We start from the raw sequence: 16,204 nt of genomic DNA, 5'->3' as shown, positions 1-16,204 counted from the left end.
GGGTGGTTCGAGGCCAAGGCGATCGTCGATGGCGTCGTCATCGCCGAAGCCGAAGTCGGCGCCATGGTCAGCCCAAGCGGCAAGTGATGCGTGCCAGCGTTCACCCGAGTGCCATCATCGAGGCGGGCGCGCGCATCGCGGACGGCGTCACCATCGGACCCTTCTGTCACGTCGGTCCCGACGTGCAGCTGGCGCAGGGCGTGGAACTGCTCTCGCATGTCGTCGTCGCCGGCCACACCAGCGTCGGCGCCCAGACCAGGATTTTCCCATTCGCCTCGATCGGTCACCAGCCGCAGGACCTGAAGTATCGCGGCGAGCCGAGCCGCCTTGTCATCGGCGAGCGCTGCCAGATTCGCGAGAACGTCACCGTGAGCCCCGGCACCGAGGGTGGCGGCATGGAAACCCGCATCGGCAACGACTGCCTGCTGCAGACCAATTCCCACGTGGCCCACGACTGCCGGATCGGCAACAACGTGATCATCGCCGCCTACGTGGCCATTGCCGGCCACTGCCAGATTGGTGACTACGTGGCCTTTGGCGGCATGTGCGGCGTGCATCAGTTCGTGCGGATCGGCGCCCACGCCTTCGTCGGCGCCCACTCGATGATCGACGCGGACGTCATTCCCTACGGGATGGCGGTCGGCAACCGTGCGCGCCTGGCGGGGCTCAACCTCGTCGGTCTCAAGCGACGCAGGTTCGACCGCGAGGCGATCCATGGCTTGCGAGCGGCGTACCGAATGATCTTCTCGACCGAGGGCACTCTTCAGGAGCGGGTCGAGGATGCCGCGACGCTGTTCCGCGACGAGCCCCTGGTCCAGGACATCGTGTCCTTCGTCACCTCCGCCAAGGATCGCGCCATCTGCCTGCCCGCCCACATGCAGTCCGAAGAATGACTGTTCGGCGCATCGCGCTCGTCGCCGGTGCGGGCCAACTCCCCGGTCTGCTCGTCGAGGCGGCTTTGGCTGCCGGCAGCGAGCTGTGCGTGTTCGCGCTGGCGCCCCTGGCGCTGCCGGCCGGCGTGCGGGTTCGCCCGGCCCGCATCGATGACCCTGCCGCGCTCATCTGGGCGATCCGCGAGGAGGGGCCGACCGACCTGGTCCTCGCCGGTGCCGTGTCGATCCCCGAGGCGCAGCGCCGCGCGATAGCTGCCGCCCTGGGCGGCAGCTCGACCGCCACGACCGACGTCGCCCTGTCCGGTCTTGCCGGACAGTTGCAGCGGCTCACCGGGGCCCGCCTCGTCGGGCCGCATGAACTGCTGCCCCATCTTCTCGCGCCGGCCGGGAGGATTGCCGGCGCCCCCCTCGACGGGCACCGCGAGGCAGCCGCGCGCTTCGCCGTCGATGCGGCACGTGCCGTCGGCCGGCTCGATCTCGGACAGGCGGCGGTGACCACCGGCACGCGCCTCCTCGCCGCTGAGGATGTGGCCGGCACCGATGCCCTGCTCATTCGGATCGGCGCCTACCGCGCGGAGGGCCTGCTCGGGGAAGCCGCGCTGGTGCTCGGCAAGGCCGCCAAGCCGCAGCAGCCGCTGCTGATCGACCTGCCGACGATTGGTCCGGACACGGTGTCGGCCGCGGCGGCGGCAGGCATCGACCTGATCGCCGTCGAGGCGCGGCGCACCCTCGTTCTGGATATCGACGAGCTGCGGCGGCGGGCGGCGGCGGCGGGGGTCTCGGTCGTTGCCCTCGATGGCTAGGCCGTTTCGGCTCTTTGTCCTCGCCGGCGAGGCGTCGGGCGATCGCATCGGGGCCGATCTGGTGCACCGTCTGAAGCAGCGGACCCCGCTCGAGCTGATCGGTGTCGGCGGGCCTGAGCTGGTCTCGGAGGGCCTGTCGCCGCTCTACCCGATGGCTGACCTGTCGGTGATGGGCTGGTCCGACGTCGTGATGCGCCTGCCACTGCTCCTCTGGCGTGCCCGGCAGACGGCGCAGGCCATCCTCGCGAGCGACGCCGACGCGGTGGTGTTGATCGATTCCCAGGTCTTCTCCGCCACCGTCGCGCGCCGTGTGCGGCGGCGCGCTAGCAACCTGCCGATGCTGCTCTATGTCGCTCCCAGCGTCTGGGCCTGGCGGCCGGAGCGGGCCGGGGAACTGCGTCCGCTCTTTGACGAGGTTCTCGCCGTGCTGCCGTTCGAGCCGCGCGTGATGCGCGAGCTGGGCGGCCCGCCGACCCATTATGTCGGGCATCCGGCAGTCCGGGGCAGCGCGATGCGCGACCGACAGCCGGAGCGTGGGCCGCTGCTGCTTCTGCCGGGAAGTCGGGAAGGCGAGCTGCGTCGCCACTTGGTCCTCATGCGCGAGGCGGTGGAGGCCCTGCGCGGGCATCCGCGCGTGACGGGGTTTGTCGTGCCGACACTGCCGCACCTGGTGCAGCGGCTCGAGGCGGAGACGGCCAACTGGCCGGTGCGCGCCTCCATCGTGACCGGCTCCGCGCGGGGCGCTGCCCTCGGCTCTGCCGTTGCCGCACTCGCCGTCAGCGGCACGATCACGCTGGAACTGGCGCTGGCCGGCGTGCCCATGGTGGTGACCTATGTGGGCGATCGCGGCCAGGCCCGACGCTTCACCAGCGCGCCGAACCTGCCGCATGTCGGTCTACCCAACATCATCGCCGGCAGCGGCATCGTCCCGGAACTGCTGTTCGCCGGCGCCGCCGAGGCGGGCCGGGTGGGGCCGTCGCTGGCACGGCTGCTCGATCGTCCCGACGCCGTCGCGGCACAGCTCGAGGCGTTTCGCACCATCAGGGCCGCGATGGAAAAAGGGGCGCCCGAGGCGCCCCTTGAAGATCCCGCCACGCGGGTTCTCGCCTGTGCGGCTCAGCGCCGCTCGATCGGCTCGTAGTCGCGCGTCGGCGCGCCGTTGTAGAGCTGGCGCGGCCGCCCGATCTTCTTCTGCGGGTCGCCGATCATCTCCTTCCACTGCGCGATCCAGCCGACCGTGCGGCTGAGCGCGAAGATCGCCGTGAACATCGAGGTCGGGAAGCCGATCGCCTCGAGGATGATCCCCGAGTAGAAGTCGACATTGGGATAGAGCTTGCGGCTGACGAAGTACTCGTCCGTGAGGGCGATCCGCTCGAGCTCCTGGGCCACCTGCAGCAGCGGGTTGTTCTCGACACCCATCAGGTCGAGCACCGACCTGGCGGTCTGCTGCATCACCTTGGCGCGGGGATCGTAGTTCTTGTAGACGCGGTGGCCGAAGCCCATGAGCCGCACCCCGCTCGACTTGTCCTTCACCCGGGCGATGAACTCGGGGATCTTGTCGGGCGTACCGATCTCCTTGAGCATGTTGAGCGCCGCCTCGTTGGCTCCGCCATGCGCCGGCCCCCAGAGGCACGCGACACCGGCCGCGATGCAGGCGAAGGGGTTGGCGTCCGAGGAGCCCGCGAGGCGCACCGTCGAGGTCGAGGCGTTCTGTTCGTGGTCGGCGTGCAGCGTGAAAATCAGGTCCATCGCGCGGGCGATGGTGGGGTTCACCACATAGGGCTCGGCCGGTACCGAGAAGCACATGTGGAGGAAGTTCGAGGCGTAGTCGAGGTCGTTGCGCGGATACACGAACGGCTGGCCGACCGAGTACTTGTACGCCATGGCAACGATGGTCGGGATCTTGGCGATCATCCGGATCGAGGCGATCTCGCGCTGTTGCGGATCGGTGATGTCGATCGAGTCGTGGTAGAAGGCGGCCATGGCGCCCACCACGCCGCACACCACCGCCATCGGGTGCGCATCGCGGCGGAAGCCGCGGTAGAAGAAGTGCATCTGCTCGTGCACCATCGTGTGGCGCGTGACGCGGTTCTCGAAGTCGGCGAGCTTCGCCTTGTCCGGAAGCTCCCCGTAGAGCAGCAGGTAGCAGACCTCCAGGTAGTGGCTCTTGTCCGCCAGTTGCTCGATGGGGTAGCCGCGATACATGAGCTCGCCCTTGTCGCCATCGATGTAGGTGATGGCGCTGTCGGTGGCGGCGGTCGAGGTGAAGCCCGGGTCGTAGGTGAACAGGCCGGTCTTGGCGTAGAGCGAACGAATGTCGATCACGTCGGGGCCCACGGAGCCGGACAGCACCGGGAACTCAAAGGTCTTGTCCCCGATGGTGAGTTTGGCGACGGTATCGCTCATGTGCACTCTCCTCTGCGGCCAAGTGCCCGCAGAGAGGCGGCGGGCAGGCCGTTTTGCTCGTTTTGTGGCCGTCCGACTGGGTAGCCTATTTGCCACCCATCCGCAACCAATGGGTGAACAGCGCTGACCTAACCGGGCCTCCCGGCCATACTCAATTCGACTGATCCGCGAGGCGCGCCAGGGTCTCGTCGCGCCCGATCAGCACCATTACCTCGAAGATGCCGGGCGAAACGGTGCGCCCGGTCAATGCGGCGCGCAGCGGCTGTGCCACCTTGCCCAGCTTCAGTCCGCGCGCCTCGGCAAACTCGCGGGCCGCCGCATCGATCGCCGCGACTGTCCAGTCGTTGAGGCCTCGCAGCACTTCGATGAAGGCGCCGATACTGGCGCGGGCATCGACGGTGAGCTGGCCGGCGGCGGCCTCGTCGATCGGCAATGGTCGCTGCACATAGATGAACTGGGCCAGGTCGATCAGTTCGAGCACGGTCTTGGCGCGTGGCTGCAGCTCGGGCAGGGCGGCGAGCACCGTCTTCTCGTTGGCGCGCAGGCCGTCGGCGTCCGCCAGTCGTCCGACCTCGCCGGCGGTCTCCAGCATCACCTGGTAAAGGCGCTCGGGCCTTGCCTCGCGGATATAGTGGCCGTTGATGTTCTCGAGCTTGACGAAGTCGAAGCGCGCCGCGCCCTTGTTCAGCGCGTCGAGGCTGAACCACCCGACCATCTGGTTGGTCGAGAAGATCTCGTCGTCGCCGTGACTCCAGCCCAGGCGGGCCAGGTAGTTGCGCAGCGCCTCGGGCAGGTAGCCCATCTGCCGGTAGGCCTCGACGCCCAGCGCGCCGTGCCGCTTCGACAGCTTGGCCCCGTCCGGTCCGTGGATCAGCGGGATGTGCGCCATCTCCGGCACGCCCCAGCCCATGCCGTTGTAGATGACGATCTGGCGCGCCGCATTAGTCAGGTGGTCGTCGCCGCGGATGATATGGGTCACCCCCATGTCGTGGTCGTCCACCACCACCGCCAGCATGTAGGTCGGCGTACCATCCGAGCGCAGGATGATGAAATCGTCGAGGTTCTCGGCCTTGAACACGACCTCGCCCTGCACGTGGTCCTGGACGCGGATCTCACCCGACTGCGGCGCCTTGATCCGAATGACCGGCGCCACGCCCTTTGGCGCCTCGGCCGGATCTCGGTCGCGCCAGTAGCCGTTGTACCTCGGCGGCAGGCCGTTGGCCCGGGCCGTCTCGCGCATTTCCGCCAGTTCTTCCGGCGAGCAATAGCAGTAATAGGCTTGTCCGCGGGCCAGCAGTTCCGCCGCGATCTCGGCATGGCGGGCCGCGCGGCTGAACTGCATGAAGGGCTCGCCGTCCCAGTCGAGGCCAAGCCACTTGAGACCCTCGAAGATGGCCTTGACGGCGCCTTCGGTCGAGCGCTCCCGATCGGTATCCTCGATGCGCAGCAGCATCTTGCCGCCGGTATTGCGCGCGAAGGCCCAGTTGAACAATGCCGTGCGCGCGCCACCGATGTGCAGGTAGCCGGTCGGGGAGGGGGCGAAGCGTGTGACGACGTTCTGGGCCATGCCGGGATTTCTGAGAGCTGCAAGGGTACTGGCCGGTGTGTAAGCACCAGTGCGGCCAGTTGCAAGCGTGCTGGCTCTCGATGTCGGCGGCGTATAGCATGGTCTGCACACAGGCGGAGGCACCGGGTGGTCGCCGAACTGGTGGACATCGATCGAGGCGCCCTCGCGCCCCGTCCTGCTTCCCGGCCCCTGCCGCTGCGGAGCGCCCCGGGGCGCCGTTTCGGATTGCTCCGGGCTCTGGCGGCAGCGCTGGAGCACCGGCGTCTCTTCATACTGCTGCCATTCGTCGTCATCCTTGGGCTCATCGTCTCGCTGCTGCCGCCGACGGCGCCGGACCCGACGCTGCTGGCCGCCGTGGCCGGACTTGTACTCGTCGCCCTGCCGCTTGTGGCCAGGTCCCTGCTGCTCCTGCGGATGGGCATTGTCGGCGCCGCGTTCTGGGTCGGCTTCTCGCTCCTGGCCCTTCACGGCGCCCTGTCCGGCACGCCCATGCTCGCAAGGCCGGTCTATGGCGCCTACGAGATGCGGATCGACGAAGTGCTGTCCAGGGCGGAGGATGGGACGCGTGCCGTCGTCTCCGCCATCCGGCCGGTTGACGATGCCCGTCCCCTGCCGGTGCGGCGCGCCCGCGTCGTCATCGCTTCGGCGGAAGCGCTCGCGCCCGGCGACATCCTGCGGGCCCCGGTTCGCTTCTACGAAGTCCCCGGTCCGGTCCTGCCCAACGGCTTCGATACGCAGTTCCACGCCTTCTTCGACGGCGTCGGGGCCTATGGAACCACCACCGGGGCCATCGATCGGCTGGAGGCGGGAGCGCCGACCGATCCGAGATGGGTCGTCGATGCCGTCCGCGGTGGCATCTCCTCCCGTATCGATGCCGTGCTGGCACAGCCGGCCGCCGGGATTGCGAGAGCCCTGATCACCGGCGATCAGGGCGAAGTCGAAGAGGCGGCGCGGGAAAGCATGGCCGCGGCGGGCCTGGCACACGTGCTGTCGGTCTCGGGTCTGCACCTGACGATGGTCGCCATGCTGGTCATGACCCTGTTGCGCGCCGGTCTCGCGCCGTGGAGCACCCTCGACAGGTTGGTGTCCATCAAGCGCGTCGCCGCCATCGGGGCCATCGCCGCCGCGCTCGCCTATTTCGCCATATCCGGCGGCAACGTCGCGGCGCAGCGTGCCACCATCATGATCCTCCTGGTCCTCGGTGCCGTGGTGTTCGGACGGCGGGCATTGACGATGCGCAACGTCGCCATTGCGGCGCTGGTGGTGATCCTGACCGATCCGGCGAGCGTGTTTCGCCCGAGCTTTCAGCTGTCCTTTGCCGCTGTCGTCGCCTTGATCGGCGCCTGGGAGATGCTCGGCGCGCGGCAGGCGAACGACTCCTCGATCGGTCGGCGCGTGTTCGGCTACCTGGGCGGCATCGTGGCCACCAGCTTCGTCGCCGGCGCCGCCACGCTGCTCTTCTCCATCTACCATTTCCAGCAGACATCGCCGCTCGGCATTCTGGGCAATCTCTTCTCCCTGCCGCTGATCGGCTTCGTCACGATGCCGGCCGCGTTGCTGGCGACCCTTGCCATGCCCTTCGGCCTCGAGGCCGTGCCGCTTGTCGCCATGGGCTGGTCGATCGATCGCATGCTCGATGTTTCGCTCGTCATCTCGCAATGGAGTGCCGGCATCGACTTCAGCCCGTTGCTGGGACCCGGGGCCATTGGCCTTGGGCTGGTGGCGATGGCCTGGTTTGCCTTCTTCGAGACCTGGCATCGCCTGATCGCGCCTGCGCTGCTGCCGCTGGCGGTGCTTGTTCTGGCCATTGACGGGCCTCCGGATGTCCTTGTCGCCGATACGACGCAGGCCCTTGCCGTGCGCGACGGCGCGGGGCTTGGGCTGGTGATGGGCAAGTCGGACAGCTTCGCCGTCGATATCTGGCGCGAGACCTACGCGGAATCGCTGGGCAGCACCCAGTTGCTGGCCTGCGATTCGATCGGCTGCTTCGGCCGCAGCCCCGTCGGCTTCACCGTCGCGGTGGTGAAGGATCCGGCCGGCTTCTACGAGGATTGTCCACTCGCCGACCTCGTTGTCTCACGCCGCGCCGCGCCGAGCGACTGCGGAGCGAAGGTCGTCATCGATGCCCCGGCCCTGGCAAGGGGCGGCGCGCACTGGCTGCGCTGGCGCGCCGGGCGCGGGGAGTTCGAGGTCCGGCCGGCCATTCCCCCGATTGACCGCCCATGGCGCGTGCCGAAATAGCTGCCCCGCAATTGCCACAGTCATGGTTAGCGCGGATACACCATCTGGCGTGCGCCTAGAGGCGGATGGCCGGCTCCGGAATGCCCGGTACGTCGACTTCGATGGCGAAGATGCTGCCGGCCTGCGGTTCGCGCTCGAGTTCTTCCGGTGTCATGTGCTCGCGCGCCGTGGTGAGGAACAGCGTCTTGTAGTCCTTGCCGCCGAAGGCCGGGCAGGATACGCGGCTCACCGGCACATCCACCACCCGATCGAGCCTGCCGTCGGGCGAGATGCGCAGCACGGCGCTGCCGTTCCACCGGGCGTTCCAGACGAACCCTTCGGAATCGACCACCGATCCGTCGGCACCGCCTATCCCCTCGATCGCAAAGAAGTCCTCCCAGTCGCCGATCGGCATGCCGGTTTCGGGATCGACGGAGCATTTCTTGATCATCGCACCGGCATCGGTGAAATAGGCCGTGCGCCCGTCCGGGGAGAAGCAGATCGAGTTCGGGATGGTGATCCCAGAGATGATCCGGTTCAGCACACCGGCACGGTAGTGATAGACATTTCCCACACCATGCTCCGCACGCCGGCCCATCGTGCCGATCCAGAAGCCACCGGCGCGGTCGACCCGGCTGTCGTTGGTGCGATTGCCGGGAATGTCGGCCTCGACCTCGACGATGGGCGATGACGTATCGGTGCGGAAGTCGTAGCGGAGCAAGGTGCCCGACTGCGTCACGGCGAGGGCATTCTCGTCGATCACGGCGGCAGCGCTGACCGTGTCCTTGAAGGTGATGCGATCGACGATGTGTCCGGCATCGTTGGCGCTCAGCATGGTCTGGTTGAGAATGTCGAACCAGAACAGCCGCCCCAGCAGGGGGTGCCAGAAGGGGCCCTCGCCGAGTTCACAGCGGCAGTCAACGAACAGTTCCGCCTTGCGGTTCATCGGCTCACTCCGTGATCATAGGCCGCGACGGCGAGTTGCGCCCGCTGGGCCACGTCGCCCGCCGTCATGCCTGGCTTGTACAGGTAGGTGCCGAGCCCGAAGCCGGCGCACCCGGCGGCAAAATACTCGCCGAAATTGTCGGGGTTGGCGCCCCCCACGGCGTAAAGCGGCATGCCGGCCGGCAGCACCGCCTTCATGGCCTTGATTCCCCTCGGGCCGAGGACCTCGGCGGGGAAGAACTTGAGCCCGGTCGCGCCGGCGCGGATCGCCGAGAAGGCCTCGCTGGGCGTGAACACACCCGGATAGGAGGCGAGGCCACGCTCCAGCGTTGCCGCGATCACCACCGGATTGGTGTCGGGCGAGACGACGAACCGCCCCCCGGCGTCGGCGACCTCGCCCACCTCGGTGCGGCTCAGTACCGTTCCCGCGCCGATCAGCGCGCGGCCGTCGAAACCGCGCGCCGCCCTCTCGATCGAACGCAGCGCGTCCGGCGAGTTGAGCGGCACCTCGATCAGCGTGATGCCCGCCGCCACCAGTTCGTGGCAGACGTCGAACACCTCAGTCGGGGTGATCCCCCGCAGGATGGCGATGAGATGGCGATGGGCCATGAGCTATCCTCGTCTTGCGGCCTGCAGGCCGGCCAGCGTGGCGTCCGTGGCGTCAAAGATGCGCGTATCGATGCCGAGTCTGGCGAACGCCTGCTGATAGAGGGCGCACAACGATACGCTGCCCACCAGCGGCACCTGACCGACGCCCGGCACCCAGTCGCGTTGTCCCCCGATCTCGGCTCCGATCAGCAGCCCGGACAGGAAGCCGGCACACCAGGCCGGACTGCGGTCGGAGAGCAGCGCCCCGGCGCGCACCTTGAACAGCGTTGCCGTCAATCGCTGCGGCCGGTCGAGGCCCAGATCGAGGCCGGCTTCGAACCCGACCTCGCGGTCCTCGCCCTCGAGGTCGCCGCCAAGCGAGTGGCGCAGCACCGAGTGGGTCTTCAGCAGGTCGAACAGTTCACCCGTCATGGCACTGGAAAAGCGCTCGAGCCGGGTGCCGGACAGGTGCGCCCACTTGCTGTGCGTGCCGGGCATGACGACCAGCCCCTCGAACCCGGGCAGCAGGGCCGCCAGACCGAGCAGTTGCGTCTCCTCGCCGCGCATCACGTCCTCGGCGCCGATGTCGCGCTGGCAGACGCCCGGCAGGATGCGCGGGCGAAGCCGGTCGTCCGGCATTTCGGGAGCCACGGCGCCCCGCTCGAGCGTCGTCAGGTCGGCGGGAGCATCGATATAGGGGGCCTCGATCCACCCCTGTCGGGCGCCGGCCATGCCGCAGATCAGCACGTCGGCCGACACCGCGACATCCGCCAGCAGGCTGGCGAGGATCCCCGGATACTGCTCCCGCGACAACCGGCTCATCCCGTCAGGGGAGGACCGCGACGCAACCACTGCACCGGCCGAATCCAGGGCCCAGGCGCGCAGGTTCGACGTTCCCCAGTCGACGGCCACCCAATCGATCTGTGATGCCAACGGCTTCTCCCGTACGCCCGTCCCGACCGGGGCGGACCCTAACGTTTTTGCCGGACGACCCCTAGGGGGATTCTGCCTCGAAGCGTCCAGCATTCAAAGAAAAAAGGGCCGGCGGGGCAGCCGGCCCAGGGCAGTGAAAACTTGGATGGGGTGCTCAGTACTTCCGCAGCAGGCCCACCAGCCGGCCCTGCACCTTCACCCGGTCAGGCGGGAAGATCCGGGTCTCGTAGGCGGGGTTGGCGGCCTCGAGCGCAACCGAGTTGCCGCGGCGGCGCAGCCGCTTCAGCGTCGCTTCCTGGTCGTCGACCAGCGCCACGACGATCTCCCCGGTGCTCGCGGCATCCTGCTTCTTGATCAGCACCGTGTCGCCGTCGAAGATCCCCGCCTCGATCATCGAGTCCCCGCGGACCTCCAGCGCGTAATGCTCGCCCGGCCCCAGCATCTCCGGTGGCACGGTGATCGTGTGGCTGTGCGACTGAATGGCCTCGATCGGCGTACCGGCGGCAATCCGGCCCATCACCGGGATGGTCACGAAGCGAGCCCCGTCGGAGGCGGCGGCCGGCGCGCGGGCCGGCGGCGCGGCAACCCTGCCGAGGTTCCCCTCGATCACACTGGGCTCGAAGCGGGCCTTGCGTCCCCCGAGCGACGGGTTCATCGAGTCTGGCAGCTTGATTACCTCGAGGGCCCTGGCCCGGTTCGGCAAGCGGCGGATGAACCCGCGCTCCTCGAGCGCCGTGATCAGGCGGTGAATGCCGGACTTGCTCCGCAGGTCGAGCGCATCCTTCATCTCGTCGAAGGACGGCGGGATCCCCGATTCCTTCATCCTCTCATGAATGAACATGAGCAGTTCGTGTTGTTTGCGCGTCAGCATGGCGGCCCCGCTGGAGAATCGGAACAAAGGCTGAACAATGTGTATCTGTTCCAGTTATGTTCTGCAACAGCGAGGTAAAGATCGGGTTAGCGCCTACTCAGCGGCCTGGCGGCGGCGCTGCAGCCTGCGTATGGCGCCGCGGAGGCGCGCGCCGAGCGATCGCGTGCGCCGGCGGTGAAGGTCGAATACCTGCCCGAAGGGCTCGCCCGGAAAGCGCCATCCATACTGGCTCGGGTCCTGGAACAGCCCGAGTCCGTGGCGGTGGGCGAGAACGCTGAGCACCGACTGGTCGTGCCGATGCGAACGAAACCCCGTCGGCTCGGCCGAACCATCCGGGTCGTCGGCCAGCACGCCCGGGATCGTGCAGCAGCGCAGCCATTCGGCAACGAACGCCCTCGATCGGTCGCTTGCCGCATAGAGTTGGTAGCCGGCGGTGAGAATCGGGGCGGCCCGCACCTCGTCGGTGTCGGCATCCAGCAGCCTGAGGCAGCGTCGGGACGTCCATTCGCCGATCGGCTGGGGCGGAGGAGCCCCCACCGGCCGCCCCTGCTCGAACAGCACGATCGGGTTGTCGGTCGATGCGAGGGAGAGCAGCGGGGCCGGATCGCTGACCGCCGTGAGTGCGGCGTCGGTATAGAGCAGGATCGCCCCGTCGGGCAGCGCGGCCAGCGTCCGGCCGATCAGGTACGGCTTCCACAGCCAGTAGCCGGCTCCGCGCTTCACCCTCATGATCTCGGGATGTTGCCGCCGCAACGCACGCAGTCCTGCATCCTCCGGCGTGATGATGCGGGTGGCGATCCCGTAGGTCGCCATGCTGCGCGCCAGTTCCTCGGCCGATCGGCGAAACGCGCCGGTCGCGTAGGTGATGTGGTGCGCTGCCGCCTCGACCTAGCCCCAGTTGAGCGGGATGATCTCGACGATTTCCCCGGGAGGGCTCCCTGGGTCGTCCTCGCGCTGGATGATCAGGACGTCGGCCAGGGCCAGCGACGTGCCGTGGCTGCTGTCGGTCTCGAAGATCGGGGTCACCTGCAGGAAGCCGATGTCGTTCCGGCTCAGCGAGCCGCGCATAAAGTGCCGGCGCGGTCCATTAGGCGGCAGGCCGAGCAGGGTGGGGACGCCGAAGCGGGGCCAGAACGGATCGGCATGCCCGGTCAGCGCCCGCAGCGCGGGCTTGAGGACCACCGTTGCCGTGACCATGGCGGACACCGGGTTGCCCGGCAGCCCGAACACCAGGGTCCTGCCGCGCGTCCCGAACATCAGCGGCTTGCCCGGACGCATCCGGAGCTTCCAGAAATCGAGTGCCACGCCGAGGTCCCGGAGCACCTCCTGGACATAGTCGCGCTCGCCCACGCTGGCGCCGCCAGTGGTGATCAGCACGTCGATTCCCATGTCGAAGGCGCCGAGCAGGACACTCTCGAGGCGCTGCTTGTCGTCCGGCACGATCCCGAGATCGATGACCTTCTCGGCGAACGGCGTGAGCAGGGCGATCAGGCCGACGCTGTTGGAGGCGATGATCTGGTCCGGTCCCGGCATCGTGCCGGGAGCCACCAGCTCGTCGCCGGTCGCGACAATGGCGATCCGCGGGCGGCGCGTGACGGTGAGGGTCGGGCAGTTCGCCGAGGCGGCAAGGCCGAGCATGGCCGGGGTGAGCGCGACACCTGCTGCCAGCAGCTCGGCGCCGCGGCGGAAGTCGAACCCCTGCTGGCGCACCGATTGGCCCGGTTGCGGGGTGCGCTCGAACGAGATCTGGTTGCCCTTGGCGGAAGCCTCTTCCTGCATGATCACCGCATCGGCGCCGATCGGCAGCGGGGCGCCGGTGAAGATCCGCACGCACTGGCCGTGCTCCATCATGCCCACGAAGCGCGCGCCCGCCTGCGAGGTACCGGCGAGCTTCAGCGGTCGGCCGGGGGCCACCTCGGCGGCCCGCACGGCATAGCCGTCCATGGCGCTGGCGTCGAACGGAGGCTGGCTGTGCGTCGCGACCAGCGGCGCAGCAAGGACGCGCCGGTGCGCCCTTGCCAGGGGAACCGCCTCGGTCCCGAGCGCGGGGAGCTTGGCAAAGATGCGTGCGATGGCCTCTTCGACCGGGATCATCGCCGGAAGTCACCCGATTTGCCGCCGGATTTCTCCTCGAGCTGCACGTCGCGCACGCGCATCGCCCGGTCGTGCGACTTGGCCATGTCGTAGAGCGTCAGGGCCGCCACGGCGGCAGCGGTCATCGCCTCCATCTCGACTCCGGTCGGCGCGTGGGTCTCGGCCGTGGCCCGCACCAGCAGATCGTCGCCGTCGCGCGCGATGTCGACGCTGACGCTCGTCAGGGGAATGGGATGGCAGAGCGGAATCAACTCGGCGGTCCTCTTGGCCGCCATGATGCCGGCGACCCGCGCGACGGCCAGCGCGTCGCCCTTCTTCAGTTCACCGCCGAGGATGAGCCCGATCGTCTCGGGCCTCGCCTCCAGCCGGGCCGACGCAACGGCGCGTCGCCGCGTCGCCGGCTTCTCGCCGATGTCGACGATATGCGCCTCTCCACGCTGGTTGAGGTGGGTCAGCGCCATTTCACCCCCGCAGCAGCCGGACGGTGGCCGCCGTGACATCGTCCTGGCGCATCAGGCTCTCGCCGACGAGGAAGGTCCCGATGCCGGCGGCCTCGAGCCGCAGCATGTCGGCGTGGGTGTTGATGCCGCTCTCGGATACGAGGTGCACCCCTCCCGGTATGCCCCCCGCCAGGTCGACGGAGGTCTTGAGCGTCGTCTCGAAGGTCCGCAGGTTGCGGTTGTTGATGCCGATGAACTCGGCGCCCAGCCCGAGGGCGCGGTCGAGCTCGATCTGGTCGTGGACCTCGACCAGGGCATCCATGCGCCACTCCTCGGCGGCGTCCAGCAGGTAGCGCGCGGTGTCGTCGGTGACCGCCGCGAGGATGATGAGGATGCAGTCGGCTCCCCAGGCGCGGCTCTCCGCCACCTGGTAGGTCTCGAACAGGAAGTCCTTGCGCAGGACCGGCAGGCGGGTGGCGTTGCGGGCCTCGATGAGGTAGCTCGCCGCCCCCTGGAAGCTCGGGCGATCGGTCAGCACCGACAGGCACGCCGCCCCGCCCAACTCATAGGCCCGCGCAATCTGCGCCGGGTTGAAGTCGGCGCGGATGAGGCCCTTGGACGGGCTGGCCTTCTTCACCTCGGCGATCAGCGCGAAGCTACCCTCGTCGCGCTTCGCCTTGAGCGCCGACAGGAAACGCCGCACCGGCGGCGCGTCATGCGCCTCGGCCACCACCTCGTTCCAGGGCTTGAGCGTCTTGGCGGCCGCGATTTCCTCGCGCTTGTAGACTTCGATCTGGGAAAGGATGTCGGCCATCTGTCAACTGTTCGAAATCGAGATGAGCTTGTCGAGCGTCGCCTTGGCGCGGCCCGAGTCGATCTCGCGCCCGGCGAGCTGGACTCCGAGCTTCAGCGTGTCGGCCCGTCCGGCGACGATGAGGGCGGCTGCGGCATTGAACAGCACGATGTCGCGATAGGGGTCCTTGACCCCGTCCAGCAGTCCGCGCAGGCGTCCGGCATTGTAGGCGGGGTCGGCGCCCTTCAGTTCGGCGAGCGTCGCGCGCGGCAGGCCGGCATCCTCCGGGGTGACTTCGAAACTGGTCAGGTTGCCCCCCTTGATCGAGGCCACGAAGCTCGGGCCGGTTGTCGACAGTTCGTCGATGCCGTCCGCCCCGTGCACCACCCAGGCGGAGATCGCGCGATTGGCGAGCAGTGCCGCGGCGACCGGTTCGACCCAGCGCTTGTCGTAGACGCCGAGCATGTAGCGCCTCGCCCCCGCCGGGTTGGATTGCGGGCCGAGCAGGTTGAACATGGTACGCGTGCCCATTTCCATGCGGGTCGGGCCGACATGCTTCATGGCCGGGTGATGGGCCGGGGCGAACATGAAGCCGATGCCGGCCTCGCGGATGCACTGGCTGATCTTTTCGGGACCGATATCGGTCTTGATCCCGAGGGCCTGCAGCACGTCCGACGCCCCGGATCGGGAGCTCAGCGCGCGGTTGCCGTGCTTGGCCACCGGCACGCCGGCCGCCGCCACGACAATCGAGGTCGCCGTCGAGATGTTCAGCGTTTCCGCGCCGTCTCCGCCCGTGCCGACGATGTCGATCGTGCCCTCCGGCTCGTCGACCTCGACCGGCACCATCTTCTCGCGCAGGATCGACACCGCCGCGGCGATCTCGCCGACAGTTTCCCCTTTGACCCGCATGCCCATGAGGAAGGCGCCGATCTGGCTCGGGGTCGCTTCCCCGTTCATGATCGTCGTCATCACCTCGCGCATCTCGGAGCCGGTGAGGTCCTGCCGGGAGGCGATCTTGTTGAGAGCCTGCTTGAGGTCCATCACGCGGCCTTCCTCAGGTTGAAATCGCGGGCGAGGTTGAGAAAGTTCTGCAGCAGCGCATGGCCGTTCTCGGACGCGATGCTCTCGGGGTGGAACTGCACGCCGTGGCTCGGGTAGACGCGATGCTGCATGCCCATGATCAACCCGTCATCGGTCGAGGCCGTCACTTCCAGTTCCCGCGGCAGCGTCTCGCGCTTGACCACCAGCGAGTGATAGCGCGTCGCCTCGAAGCCGGCATTGAGGCCGCGGAACAATCCCTTGCCGGTGTGGTTGATCCTGCTGGTCTTGCCATGCATCAGTTCGGGTGCCCGGATCACCTCGCCACCCATCGCCTGGCCGAGCGCCTGGTGGCCGAGGCACACGCCGAGAATCGGTGTCGTCGGAGCGAAGCGTTCGATCAGTCTGAGGCAGATCCCGGCTTCGTTCGGCGTGCACGGGCCGGGTGACAGCACGATCGCCTCCGGCGAGATCGCCTCGATCTGCTCGAGCGTGATCTTGTCGTTGCGGAACACCACCGGGTCGGCGCCGAGTTCGCCGAGGAAATGCACCAGGTTGTAGGTGAAGCTGTCGTAGTTATCGATGACGAGGAGTTTCATTCCGGCCACTTGCT

General features: G+C 68.2%; 16 protein-coding genes. 4 read left to right on the top strand and 12 right to left on the bottom strand.

Annotation, left to right across the window (positions count from 1 at the left end; all coding sequences use genetic code 11):
• Positions 1-83 precede the first annotated feature (83 nt).
• The 3 genes from lpxA to ACE3TU_RS09915 are packed head-to-tail and all read left to right on the top strand — an operon-like array spanning position 84 to position 2,837.
• Positions 84-893 carry an acyl-ACP--UDP-N-acetylglucosamine O-acyltransferase gene (gene lpxA, locus ACE3TU_RS09925; protein ID WP_374623446.1) on the top strand — a complete coding sequence of 270 codons (810 nt, stop codon included), beginning with the start codon at positions 84-86 and terminating at the stop codon, positions 891-893.
• Positions 890-1,696, top strand: a complete 807-nt coding sequence (gene lpxI, locus ACE3TU_RS09920; RefSeq protein ID WP_374623444.1) for a UDP-2,3-diacylglucosamine diphosphatase LpxI domain-containing protein — start codon at positions 890-892, stop codon at positions 1,694-1,696. The genes lpxA and lpxI overlap by 4 nt, the downstream gene beginning before the upstream one ends.
• On the top strand, positions 1,689-2,837 hold the full coding sequence (locus ACE3TU_RS09915; RefSeq protein ID WP_374623441.1) for a lipid-A-disaccharide synthase: 1,149 nt from the start codon (positions 1,689-1,691) through the stop codon (positions 2,835-2,837). The genes lpxI and ACE3TU_RS09915 overlap by 8 nt, the downstream gene beginning before the upstream one ends.
• Here the strand turns inward: ACE3TU_RS09915 and ACE3TU_RS09910 are convergent.
• Together ACE3TU_RS09910 and gltX are read right to left on the bottom strand one after the other, a co-directional pair.
• Positions 2,813-4,102, bottom strand: coding sequence for a citrate synthase (locus ACE3TU_RS09910; protein ID WP_374623439.1), 1,290 nt, complete (start codon positions 4,100-4,102; stop codon positions 2,813-2,815). The two genes, ACE3TU_RS09915 and ACE3TU_RS09910, sit on opposite strands and share 25 nt — an antisense overlap.
• Before the next feature lie 151 nt (positions 4,103-4,253).
• On the bottom strand, positions 4,254-5,669 hold the full coding sequence (gene gltX, locus ACE3TU_RS09905) for a glutamate--tRNA ligase (RefSeq protein ID WP_374623438.1): 1,416 nt from the start codon (positions 5,667-5,669) through the stop codon (positions 4,254-4,256).
• A 126-nt stretch (positions 5,670-5,795) separates the two neighbouring features.
• On the opposite strand from gltX, the gene ACE3TU_RS09900 reads away from it, so the two are divergent.
• A complete protein-coding gene (locus ACE3TU_RS09900; RefSeq protein ID WP_374623436.1) occupies positions 5,796-7,910 on the top strand; it encodes a ComEC/Rec2 family competence protein in 2,115 nt (704 codons plus the stop codon).
• Positions 7,911-7,965: 55 nt separating this feature from the next.
• Here ACE3TU_RS09900 and ACE3TU_RS09895 read toward each other — a convergent pair whose 3' ends face one another.
• The 10 genes from ACE3TU_RS09895 to ACE3TU_RS09850 all read right to left on the bottom strand — a co-directional run bounded on the left by ACE3TU_RS09895 (position 7,966) and on the right by ACE3TU_RS09850 (position 16,190).
• On the bottom strand, positions 7,966-8,835 hold the full coding sequence (locus ACE3TU_RS09895) for an SMP-30/gluconolactonase/LRE family protein (protein WP_374623434.1): 870 nt from the start codon (positions 8,833-8,835) through the stop codon (positions 7,966-7,968).
• Positions 8,832-9,443 carry a 2-dehydro-3-deoxy-6-phosphogalactonate aldolase gene (locus ACE3TU_RS09890; protein ID WP_374623431.1) on the bottom strand — a complete coding sequence of 204 codons (612 nt, stop codon included), beginning with the start codon at positions 9,441-9,443 and terminating at the stop codon, positions 8,832-8,834. Before ACE3TU_RS09890 ends, ACE3TU_RS09895 begins: the two co-directional genes overlap by 4 nt.
• Positions 9,444-9,446: 3 nt before the next feature.
• Entirely contained in the window at positions 9,447-10,355 is a 909-nt protein-coding gene (locus tag ACE3TU_RS09885) for a 2-dehydro-3-deoxygalactonokinase (protein ID WP_374623429.1), read from the bottom strand.
• Positions 10,356-10,509: 154 nt separating this feature from the next.
• Entirely contained in the window at positions 10,510-11,226 is a 717-nt protein-coding gene (gene lexA, locus ACE3TU_RS09880; RefSeq protein WP_374623427.1) for a transcriptional repressor LexA, read from the bottom strand.
• A 93-nt stretch (positions 11,227-11,319) separates the two neighbouring features.
• Positions 11,320-12,039: a hypothetical protein gene (locus tag ACE3TU_RS09875; RefSeq protein ID WP_374623425.1), complete on the bottom strand. Its 720-nt coding sequence runs from the start codon at positions 12,037-12,039 to the stop codon at positions 11,320-11,322.
• 75 nt (positions 12,040-12,114) lie between these two features.
• Positions 12,115-13,320 carry a gephyrin-like molybdotransferase Glp gene (gene glp / locus ACE3TU_RS09870; protein ID WP_374623422.1) on the bottom strand — a complete coding sequence of 402 codons (1,206 nt, stop codon included), beginning with the start codon at positions 13,318-13,320 and terminating at the stop codon, positions 12,115-12,117.
• Entirely contained in the window at positions 13,317-13,781 is a 465-nt protein-coding gene (gene moaC, locus ACE3TU_RS09865; RefSeq protein ID WP_374623419.1) for a cyclic pyranopterin monophosphate synthase MoaC, read from the bottom strand. The genes glp and moaC overlap by 4 nt, the downstream gene beginning before the upstream one ends.
• Position 13,782: 1 nt before the next feature.
• On the bottom strand, positions 13,783-14,574 hold the full coding sequence (gene trpC, locus ACE3TU_RS09860) for an indole-3-glycerol phosphate synthase TrpC (protein ID WP_374623416.1): 792 nt from the start codon (positions 14,572-14,574) through the stop codon (positions 13,783-13,785).
• Between the two features lie 3 nt (positions 14,575-14,577).
• Positions 14,578-15,597 carry an anthranilate phosphoribosyltransferase gene (gene trpD, locus ACE3TU_RS09855; protein ID WP_374623413.1) on the bottom strand — a complete coding sequence of 340 codons (1,020 nt, stop codon included), beginning with the start codon at positions 15,595-15,597 and terminating at the stop codon, positions 14,578-14,580.
• The gene (locus tag ACE3TU_RS09850) at positions 15,594-16,190 is read right to left on the bottom strand and encodes an aminodeoxychorismate/anthranilate synthase component II (protein ID WP_374623448.1); all 597 of its coding nucleotides are present in this window, start codon (positions 16,188-16,190) and stop codon (positions 15,594-15,596) included. Before ACE3TU_RS09850 ends, trpD begins: the two co-directional genes overlap by 4 nt.
• Positions 16,191-16,204 lie beyond the last annotated feature (14 nt).

Origin of the sequence: Devosia sp., from assembly GCF_041917035.1 — a bacterium.
Lineage (GTDB): Bacteria > Pseudomonadota > Alphaproteobacteria > Rhizobiales > Devosiaceae > Devosia_A.
This window is presented reverse-complemented; position numbering and strand designations above follow the sequence as displayed.